Raw genomic sequence first — 9,990 nt, 5'->3', positions numbered from 1 at the left:
TGGCCAAGCATGTTGCAGATGAGTTGGCGGTGCATAGACAGGTGAACCGCGGGGAGCTTGGTGTCGTCATCCAGAACATGACGCCGAAGCTCCGCCTTGCGCTTAAAATCAACCGTGATTCAGGTGTTCTTGTAAGTCAGGTTAAAGCCGACTCTGCGGCGCAGCGCAGCGGCATTCTTGCTGGCGACGTCATTATAGCTATTGACGGACATCCGGTGGGAAACGCGACTGAATTCCGCCGGAAAATCAGCGGTCTGGCACCAGACACTGTAGTCCGGCTCTCCATTGACAGGTCTGACAAATCGCTCGAAATCGCCGTACGGCTTTCCAAAAAAGAGTATGACCGTTCTCCGAAAGCCGCCACGCCCTTCCTTGACTCAATTGTTCTGCTCGACATCAAGACGGAGGCCGAACCGATTGGCCAAGCGAACGGAGCGCTTGTCCTTGCGATCGACAAGGATAGCAAGGCTGCAGCGGCCGGTCTCGTCGAAGGTGACATTATCGTCAGCATAAACCGGCAAGCCGTTCATTCCTCCGAGGAAACACTCAGTTTGGCCAGGCGAAGTGCGCACCCGCTGCTTCTTGGCATCTATCGTGACAACGTCCTTCAATTCTTGGCGGTTGAATGAAAGCTCGAGTAGAAACGCGCCGTATCCGGTCGCCCAGCTGGAGAAATACGGCAAGCGCACGTGTTCGGTTTCAACGGAGCCTCAATGTCGGATTTGACAGAAAAAGTTCAGTTTTTAAGCGAACCCGGGTCCTACGCCGGCACTACTGAGCACGTCGAGGCGCATGAAACGCACATGTCGTGGGTCTTCATGACCGACCGTCGGGTCTACAAGCTCAAAAAGCCGGTCAGTTACCCATTTCTGGATTTCAGTACGTTGAAGAAGCGGCAGTTCTACTGCCAGGAGGAAATCCGGCTTAACCGCCAGCTCGCAAGCAGAACCTACATTGCGACTGTCGCACTGCGCCGCACGCGCTCAGGACGGTTGACACTTTCAAACAAGGGACGCGTCATCGATTGGCTGGTCGAAATGCGACGTCTTCCTGCAGATCAGATGCTGGATGCACGTATTCGCCGAGGCCACGTCAAGCCAGATGAAATCTGCACAGTTGGCGAATTGCTTGCCGCTTTCTATGCCGGCCGCTCTCAAAACCCCGTCGAAGGCTATGCCTATGTGCGTCACCTCGAAACTGAACAGGCGATCAATCGTTCGATCCTCCAGCGATGCGAGTTCGGTTTATCTGATCTCGTTACCGATGCGCTCGATACGGTGAACCAGGCGCTCATTTCGCTCGGACCTCTTCTTAGGGAACGAATTGCACGTGGCATAATCGTCGAAGGACATGGTGACCTTCGTCCCGAGCATGTTTGCCTCACGGATCCGCCGCAGATTATTGATTGCCTCGAATTCAACCGGGCAATGCGCATAATCGACCCTTACGATGAGGTTACCTACCTGGGGCTGGAGTGCGATATGTTGGATGCACCCTGGATAAGACCGCTTCTTAGAAAAATCTTGGAAGAGAAGCTTGGCGACCGGCCGAACGCGCAGTTGCTGGCCTTGTATGGTGGGTTTCGGGCCTTGCTGAGGGCGAGGCTATGTATCTCCCATTTACTCGATAGCCCATTGCGGAATCCCGAAAAATGGCGGCCACTTGCCGTGCGCTATATCTCGGCCGCTGAAAAGGAATGTCTTATTCTTCCCCGTGCTGTTGGGACGACACGTCGAAGTACAAAACTGCGAGCTACTTAAATATATTCTTTCTGCGTGAGAGGACGACCGGCAGCATAATTCGCAGACGTTGCTGGCGGCTTCCAAGCTAAGCCAGTTCACTATCCGCAAGCTCGGATTTAGCGTTCAACAGTCTTGAAGATTGGCAGTTCTCAAAACTGGCTTTCATCTAGATTGTGCCTTTGGCCTTCATCATTCGCTATGTCCCCCGGCCATAAATTCCGAAGCGATTTCTGCATCGCATTGCGGACCTGAGTGATTTCTCCCTGCGAGATATGCCGATCGATGAGTCTGAAGACAGCGGCAATGGCGACGTCGGGGTTACCGAGTGGGTCGTTGTTAAAATCACTTGTGACCTGTGCTATAAAATCCTGCTTCTTCCTCTTCCACACAGGTGCTGTAGAGGGATCCCATCCTTCAAAGAAGACGCCTCTAATGAGGATAGGCAACTGCGCCGATAGATCTGCTACTTCTTCAATCGACAAAAAATCTCGCATCGTGTGGAGCACTGCCCTCAAGAGCCGGTAGGAGCGACCTTTATCTCCCCAATTCAAATCATCGTCCAATTCATTGACCCACTGTTGCGCTTGCTCGGCTCCATGGGTGAAAGTAGTGATGCTGGTGTTGCTCATGAACGTGCCTCCTGATGAGCCAGTGCCATAGACACAGCATGTCGAGTGCGATTGCATTGAGCCAGATCAAATCCAGTCCATTGAGACGCTGTGGCGAAGATTAAAGCTCCTTTGTCTCGGCCGCGGACAGGAAGCCTCCGTCTTCTTCACCCAGCAGATCGGCGATGGATTCGTTGGTATGGAGCCGGCTGATCGCTTCGCTAATCAGAGGAGCCACCGATACGATCTCGATCCTGGACGTGGGTTCCGAACCGGCTCTGCTGGCTGACGGAACGCTATCGGTCACAACGACGCCATCGATAGCGGGACTTTCGAACAGTGCCTCGCATCCCGGGCTGAAGAGGCCATGTGTAGCAAAGACATGGACAGCCTTTGCGCCGCGTTGGCGGCAGGCAAGCGCCGTGCGAAGCATCGTTCCGCCGGTGCTGATCATATCGTCGACAATGATGACGGCCGATCCCTTCACCTCGCCAGCAAAAAGGTCCCCGGAGACGACTTCACGGCTGCGCCGCTTTTCCATGAAGCCGAATCCTATTTCTTCGGCCTGTATTGCTTCCAGCGCTTCCTTCAGCAGTTGAGCGCGCTTGATGCCACCGCTGTCGGGCGAAAAAACAGTAAGTGGCAGGCCTTGTGCCAAGCGTTGAATTGCAGGTACAAAGAGTTTTCGGACATCGAGATGCACACTTTGACACCGGAACGCATTCTGGAAAGCTGCCAGGTTATGCACTTCAAGTGTGATCACGCGGTCTGTCCCAACCGCTTCAAAAAGCCGGGCGACGTATCTCGTTGTAACAGGATCGCGTGATTTCGTTTGTCGATCCTTGCGCGAATAAGCCAGATACGGAACAACCGCCGTGACGCGGCTGGCTCCATTGTCGCGACAAGTCGCAATGAAGAAGAGCAGCTTGCATAGTTTGTCGTTTACGGAGGCACCGCCTCCTCCAGCGAGGCTTTGAAGAACATAGACGTCTTTGCCTCTGACGCTGACCAGTGGACGCGCCTTGTGTTCGCCATCCTTGAAGTCACGTTCCTCATGCGGCGCAACTGGGATTGAAAGAGTGTCCGCTACAGCGACGCCGAGATCGTTCGAGTCCTTTAGAACAAAAAAGCGCATCCAAGCTATATATCACGCCCAACTTGATTACATTTGACTTGCATCAACCATTTTCCAGTAATGGCCATTAAGCGTTCGGGTCACTGTGCCCGTCCTGGCCGGAAGGGTCGGGCGATGATGTTGCGTAAATCTGGTCTCAAGCGCCAGGAAAGGCTCAAAACGTAAATAGGGTCGTAGTGGGCAAGTTGCGCAGGTAGAGACAGGCATATTTGGTGCACAGAGCGCCGACGCTTTCACCATTCGGGCTCATCCGGCAAGTTTGATGATCGACATCCTAATCACAGCTCAAACGTATAACATGGGTCAGCGAGCAGCAATGAACGCCAGCGTGCGCTCGGCAAACGCCGGTGTTCGAGCTGCGATAAAGCCTGAGTTGCGCCATCCCTCTGCCATCGAGTGAGATAAACGGGAACCGTCGGGGCGCAACATCAAGCCTCCCACTGCCTCGACAAGGGCCTGTCCTGCCGCGACATCCCACGTCATGGTAGGGGCGAGCTGAGGATAGATATCTGCCTCACCGGTGGCGATCAAAGCCAACTTCAATGACGATCCAAGCTTGCGAACCAAACCAGGTTGCAGGTCATCGATTAGTGTCCTGGTCCTGTCATCACAGTGCGATCGGCTCGCAAGAACAATTGGCTCAGTACGTATAGCCACGGTTTCGCCGCGGATGCGACGGAGACTTTGGTAGCCCATGTGAGCATCGCATTCGAACGCCTGCCCCCCTGCAGCGAAGAATAACCTTCCGCTGGCAGGGGCGTATATGATTCCCATGGCGGGAAAGTCGTCAGCTACGAGCGCGACGTTAATTGTAAAGTCATCACGCCCGTCAATATATTCGCGGGTGCCATCGATCGGATCAACGACAAAGCAACTAGGTCCAGGCGTTTGAACTCGTATTGGGGAGAAGCTTTCTTCACCGATCATTGGGATTGCAGGATATAAATTGGAGAGCGCGCTTTTAATGATTCGTTCGCAGGCGACGTCGGCGGCTGTCACCGGGGATGCATCACCTTTGAAACGCGGTCGCAGCCCATTTTTTCTGATCTGAATGACTGCCTTTCCTGCTTTCACGACAACTGGAAGCAGCTGGTTTGCCATGTCAATATGCGCGGCGATATCCACTATTTCTTTGCCGTGGGGCCGCCTCACCTGTCCTGATCTGCAAACGTGCAGAGATTATCGTTTTCGGTATCATTTACAGCCGCTAGACTTCTTGACCGAAATCAAGAAGCATCATGCAGTTAAAATCTGCGCCAAATCATTGCATCAAACAACAGTTTGATGCGGATCAATGACTGGCTCCCCTTTCCAAGCCATCTTGCCCAAAAGAAGCGGATAGGAGATCAATCATGTTCAGTCGTATACTCATCCCTACCGATGGCTCCTGGTTGTCATCACTGGCTGTTGAAAAGGGATTGGAATTTGCAAGGGACGCCAATGCAAGTGTAACGATTATCACCGTTACAGAACCATTTCACATTATAACGGCAGAACCCGAGCAGATTCGTGGCACGCGAGATGACTACGAGAAATACGCGCGCATGGAAGCCGCGAAATCCCTCACAAATGCCGAGTTAAAAGCCAAACAGCTTGGCGTTTTACACCAATCAGTTCAGGTGGAAAGCGACGAACCTTTTCAAGCAATCATTGACGCGGCCGAGCAAAACAATTGCGACCTTATTATGATGGCATCGCACGGTCGGCGAGGTATCGGCGCGTTATTATTGGGCAGCGTGACCCTGAAAGTTCTCACCCATTCGAAAATTCCTGTCCTCGTTTATCGCTGAATTGGTCCCGCTTCGGTCCACTCTGCAAGGATGAGGAGCACTGAATAATGTGGCAGCAGGCAGAATGACCAGGCATCAAGCTCAACACTGAACTTTGCTCATAGTTCAAGCCGCCAGATACTTCTCGATTTCTGGGATCGGCAATTTCACGGGATCTTTGGCAATTTCCGCAATGATCAACGCACGTGTGGAAGGTATGAGATACTCGCGCAAAGTGCCGAGTGCTCTGGGCGGTGCGATCAACACGACCCGCTCGATCGTGTGGTTCTGAACGTGCCCATTGAGCCACCCCGCAACCTCGGCCAGAAAGGTACGCTCCGCTTTAGAATGCCGGTCCGTTTGCTGCACGGCGCTCCGCGCCGCTCCCTGTGATTGGTAGACTCGCCCTGGTCGTTCGCTGCCCTGCTCTCGCGTTGGAGCGTGCGTTTCGAACATCACGTCAACCGGAATGAGATTGAGCAGTTTTGCATCGCCGTCATTGCGCAAGATAACGGCTTTGGCGCCATTGCAGACGACCAGCCAGGTCTTTCGTGGGATTCCAACGTCTTCCATCCATTTCCTCCCTTTTTCGAACAGTTCATGAATTTTCCGGACCGACGCTGTCCGACTACGCCGCGACAAGCAGGTGCAACTTTCTTAGCTCTGCCGGCGGGGCTAGAAATTCCAGGACAGATCTTGGAGCGAACGGTATCGATCGGCTCCGTGCATTCAAACTCGATTTTGACGGGCGTTCTGATGTTGACGGGAATCCGGCTTAAAGCGACATGCCCGCCTCCGGTCGGGCCTCTTTCGCCTCGTCCGCCATCTCCGTCATGGTGGCTTCCGTGAGCAGCATCAGGCTCGCCGTCGAGACGGCGTTTTCCAACGCAACGCGCACGACCTTGGTGGGATCGATGATGCCGGTCTGAACGAGATCCACATATTGATTGCGCGAGGCATCAAACCCTATGGTGCCTGCCTTCTCCAGCATTCGGGCAACGACGACACCGCCATCAACCGCCGAGTTTTCCGCGATTTGTCGCGCTGGTGCTTCCAGGGCGCGTTTGAGAATCTTTACGCCTGTTCGCTCGTCGCCGTCGCACTTGGCCTCTTCCCGTGCGACTGCATCAATGGCACGAAGCAGAGCAAGACCACCCCCCGGCACAACTCCTTCCGCAACCGCCGCTTTCGTCGCACTGATGGCGTCGTCAATAGCGTCCTTCCGAGTCTTCATCTCCCCCTCTGTCGGGGCGCCAACACGGACAACGGCGACGCCTCCTGCTAGTTTGGCAAGACGTTCCTGCAGTTTTTCGCGATCGTAGTCGCTTGTGGACTTGTCGATCTCGTGTCGGATCTGATGGATTTTACCATTGATCTTTTCGCGCTTTCCCATACCGCCAATGATCGTTGTTGTATCCTTATCCACGACAATCCGGGCCGCCCGCCCCAACTGCTCCATTGTTGCAGTGTCCAGTTTAAAACCAAGATTCTCTGAAATCAGCTGCCCCCCGGTAACAACGGCGATGTCCTCGAGCATGGCGTTGCGCCGGTCGCCGAAGCCCGGCGATTTGACGGCGCAACCCTTGAGTACGCCGCGAATCTGATTGACGATCAATGTGGCGAGCGCCTCTCCTTCGACATCCTCCGCCACAATCAACAGTGTACGCCCGCTCTTGGCTACCTGTTCAAGCAAAGGAACCATATCATTCAGCGATCCAATCTTCCTGTCGCTGATCAGGATGCAAGCATCTTCCAGAACTGCTTCCATCCGTTCCGGATCAGTCACGAAATAGGGGGAAATAAAGCCACGGTCGAATTGCATGCCTTCAACGACTTCAAGGGTTGTATCGGTGGTTTTGGATTCTTCCACCGAAATCACGCCTTCGTCGCCGATTTTCTCCATGGCGTCTGCGATGAGTTCTCCTACGGCAGCATCGTTGTGGGCTGAGATAGCCGCTACCTGCGCCTTTTCCTTGCGCGTACCGACCGGTCGCGAAAGACTTTTGAGCGCTTCAATTGCTGCCCTTGTGCCACGGTCGAGCCCGCGTTTCAGATCGATCGCACTTGCACCCGCCGTAACGTTTCGCACACCGTCTGCGAACATGGCGTAGGCGAGAATCGTCGATGTGCTCGTACCGTCGCCGACGGCCTCTCCCGTGCGGACCGCCGCCTGCCGCAGCACCTGAGCACCAAGATTTTCCTCCGGGTCCTTCAGTTCCGTTTCCTTGGCAATAGTAACGCCATCATTGCAGACAATGGGCGGTCCCCACTTCTTCTGGATCAAAACCGATTTTGATTTTGGGCCCAATGTCACCCGGATCGCATCAGCGAGTTGCGTCGCTCCGCTCAGAATTTTTTCGCGAGCAGCCGAATGGAACAGAAGACGTTTGTAGGACATTGCATTACTCCCGGTAACCGATCAGTCTTGGTGACGATATACAGGACAGCAATCGTCCGCCTTGCGCTGGATCAAAAACAATGTCGGGAAAACCTTCATGCTGTTGAGCGGAGACCGGGGTCGGATCGGCTCAAACTTTTTGACGCAAAGTGATCCAGATCAAGGCGGGTTCAAGGAGTCTAAAGGGTTCATTTCAAAGACGATTTGGACCACTCCTTTCGAGCATCGGACATTAACGTCAATTTGCTGATCAGTGGCGCCGGATACAAATGACCCCTTGGTTCGCCCAAGAAGTCAACACGGCATTCCTAATCGCTCCGTCCACGTGGACTATTCCGCTTCCTTCCAAGCTTGCGTCCCTTCCTGGACATGCTTGAATCTTGGATCGTCGGCCGGATCCGCCCAACCTGCATCAGCCAGGGAGCTCTAGCTTAGATTTTGCGCGAGACTGCAGCAACGAAGACAGAGGCGGAACGATTTCATAACCCGGGCTCGATGTCTGTTGCCAATGCTATGCTTAATCAACGCCCGCGATTTCGCGCCCTGCCAAAACTGTCCGGTCGCGCTCCGTAAAGCTTGTCGCTTTTTGCGCTATGTCAAAGACTTTTTCGGAAATTGGTGACTAGCATTTTCCATGCGAAGCCCAATGACGGACTTTGCTAAAAGCCAGGGAGGCTCGCATGTCAGATGGTGCAATTAGACAGGACGTCATCGACGAACTTGATTTCGAACCAAGCATTGATGCCGCCAATGTGGGTGTCGCTGTCAAGGACGGGATCGTGACGCTGACCGGAAATGTCAAAACGTATATAGAGCGAATGACCGCGGAACATGCGGCAACACGCGTTAAAGGTGTCAAAGGGCTTGCGTCGGAAATCGAGGTGGTTCCATTTGGTTCAAACAAGGTGACGGACGAAGATATCGTCCAGCGTTGTTTGAATGTTTTGAAATGGAACACCACCATTCCGGAAGGCGCCATTCAGGTAAAGGTCAGCAAGGGCTGGGTTACGCTCGAAGGCAGGGCCACGTGGCAATATCAAAAAGACGCGGCGGAAAGTGCGATCAGGCGCTTGGCCGGCGTCGTTGGCATCACCAATTGGATTGCCATCTCTCCTCAGACGTCGCCAACCGATATCAAGAAGCGCATTGAGGAGGCCTTCAGGCGCGATGCCGAGGTGGAAGCCAAGGCCATCACGGTCAGCGTCACAGGCAGCACCGTAACCTTGGAAGGCCGGGTGAAAGCCTGGGCGGAACGCAAGGCGGCGGAACGCGCAGCCTGGTCGGCACCAGGCGTAAAATTGGTCGATGACCGCATTACCGTCCTGTAATTCAAACGGCTGATACTGGCCAGTCATGATTTGTTAGTCCAAAGGCCCAACAGCCTTTGGACTAAAGGAAGTTCAATATGAATAATCATAAGCCAACGAGAGGTGCATTCAAACGAACCGCATCGAGGAAACTCCTTCGGCAGCTGCGTTCAAAGATGTGGAAGCCATCTCAAAACTCCACCAGCCTGTCGGACGTTTTGCGACGAGCCAAAGGTGGCTTTTCGCACCGTCGCCAGCATCGTCATCCGAATGATATGTGAGTGGCGGAAAAAATGACGATAATGCCCGATTTTGATCTGATTTCTGCGGGCTGGCGCGCCGCAGTAAAGTTCATGGAGCGGGCAACATCAGACCATTCATCTCGGGAGGCAAACTCAAGGACAGATCTGAATGTTTTTGATCGTCCGGCATTAGAAAGATCGTGTGTCAATAGCGGTGTCCTGGGATGAAAATGCCTTTCCCCACCAATAGCCTCTGGCTTACCACCGTCTTCCCGGCAAAGCTGATGCCCGAAACCCTCCTGTTATTCGTCGGGCGCTTCAGTAGCTGGCACCAAATTGCGCTCGCGGCAATGTCGGTATTGATTTTTCTGCTGGATGCCGCGCCGCTTGAAATCCAGCGTCGCATAGTCAATGGAGCTGTCAAGGGCGGCGATTATCGTCCGATATTGGTGCTGTCCCTGATCTACGTAGGACTGGCGCTTACCCAAGGCTTCATTAAACTCCTGATGAATATATACCGCAGCTGGGTTGGCGAGATGGCCGTCCGAAGTTTGCGTCTGACCGTCCAAACGCTGACCAGTCGTATGCCAATGGATCGTGCTGGGGCCGACGATGTTGGCATTGAGAACTCGATGATGCTTGCCGAAGCCGACGCAATCGGCAGCTTCGTGGGTATCTACACGTCGGAGCCCCTGCTGCAGGGAGGACTGCTTCTCACTGTCGCTGGCTACATGATTTACATTCAACCTTCTATGGCTCTTGTGGCTCTCCTAATGATAACACCGCAAC

At 53.9% G+C, this 9,990-nt stretch carries 9 protein-coding genes and 1 pseudogene; 5 read left to right on the top strand and 5 right to left on the bottom strand.

Annotated features, from left to right (window positions below; genetic code table 11):
* Both AAAB35_RS19805 and AAAB35_RS19800 read left to right on the top strand, forming a co-directional pair.
* On the top strand, nt 1–629 hold a 629-nt coding region (locus AAAB35_RS19805), incomplete at its 5' end, for a PDZ domain-containing protein (protein ID WP_340669990.1).
* A 60-nt stretch (nt 630–689) separates the two neighbouring features.
* Nucleotides 690–1,760, top strand: coding sequence for a hypothetical protein (locus AAAB35_RS19800; RefSeq protein ID WP_340669989.1), 1,071 nt, complete (start codon nt 690–692; stop codon nt 1,758–1,760).
* A 131-nt stretch (nt 1,761–1,891) separates the two neighbouring features.
* On the opposite strand, the gene AAAB35_RS19795 is transcribed toward AAAB35_RS19800, so the two are convergent.
* The 3 genes from AAAB35_RS19795 to AAAB35_RS19785 all read right to left on the bottom strand — a co-directional run bounded on the left by AAAB35_RS19795 (nt 1,892) and on the right by AAAB35_RS19785 (nt 4,610).
* Nucleotides 1,892–2,371: a DUF2267 domain-containing protein gene (locus AAAB35_RS19795; protein ID WP_340669988.1), complete on the bottom strand. Its 480-nt coding sequence runs from the start codon at nt 2,369–2,371 to the stop codon at nt 1,892–1,894.
* A 100-nt stretch (nt 2,372–2,471) separates the two neighbouring features.
* A complete protein-coding gene (locus AAAB35_RS19790; RefSeq protein WP_340669987.1) occupies nt 2,472–3,485 on the bottom strand; it encodes a ribose-phosphate pyrophosphokinase in 1,014 nt (337 codons plus the stop codon).
* 303 nt (nt 3,486–3,788) lie between these two features.
* Nucleotides 3,789–4,610, bottom strand: a complete 822-nt coding sequence (locus tag AAAB35_RS19785) for a 3'(2'),5'-bisphosphate nucleotidase CysQ (RefSeq protein ID WP_340669986.1) — start codon at nt 4,608–4,610, stop codon at nt 3,789–3,791.
* 227 nt (nt 4,611–4,837) lie between these two features.
* Between AAAB35_RS19785 and AAAB35_RS19780 the strand changes: the two genes are divergently transcribed.
* Complete coding sequence (locus AAAB35_RS19780) at nt 4,838–5,275, top strand: universal stress protein (protein WP_340669985.1); 438 nt, start codon at nt 4,838–4,840, stop codon at nt 5,273–5,275.
* A gap of 105 nt (nt 5,276–5,380) precedes the next feature.
* On the opposite strand, the gene AAAB35_RS19775 is transcribed toward AAAB35_RS19780, so the two are convergent.
* Nucleotides 5,381–5,827: a host attachment family protein gene (locus AAAB35_RS19775; RefSeq protein ID WP_340669984.1), complete on the bottom strand. Its 447-nt coding sequence runs from the start codon at nt 5,825–5,827 to the stop codon at nt 5,381–5,383.
* A gap of 202 nt (nt 5,828–6,029) precedes the next feature.
* Nucleotides 6,030–7,652 carry a chaperonin GroEL gene (gene groL, locus AAAB35_RS19770; RefSeq protein ID WP_340669983.1) on the bottom strand — a complete coding sequence of 541 codons (1,623 nt, stop codon included), beginning with the start codon at nt 7,650–7,652 and terminating at the stop codon, nt 6,030–6,032.
* A 680-nt stretch (nt 7,653–8,332) separates the two neighbouring features.
* On the opposite strand from groL, the gene AAAB35_RS19765 reads away from it, so the two are divergent.
* Nucleotides 8,333–8,980, top strand: coding sequence for a BON domain-containing protein (locus AAAB35_RS19765; protein WP_340669982.1), 648 nt, complete (start codon nt 8,333–8,335; stop codon nt 8,978–8,980).
* Between the two features lie 445 nt (nt 8,981–9,425).
* Nucleotides 9,426–9,990: pseudogene (locus AAAB35_RS19760) on the top strand (ABC transporter ATP-binding protein); the annotation flags it as partial.

Source organism: Phyllobacterium sp., from assembly GCF_037994425.1.
In the GTDB taxonomy this organism is placed as follows: Bacteria; Pseudomonadota; Alphaproteobacteria; order Rhizobiales; family Rhizobiaceae; genus Phyllobacterium.
The sequence above is the reverse complement of the archived record's forward strand: the minus strand, read 5'-3'. Positions and strand labels throughout refer to the sequence as shown.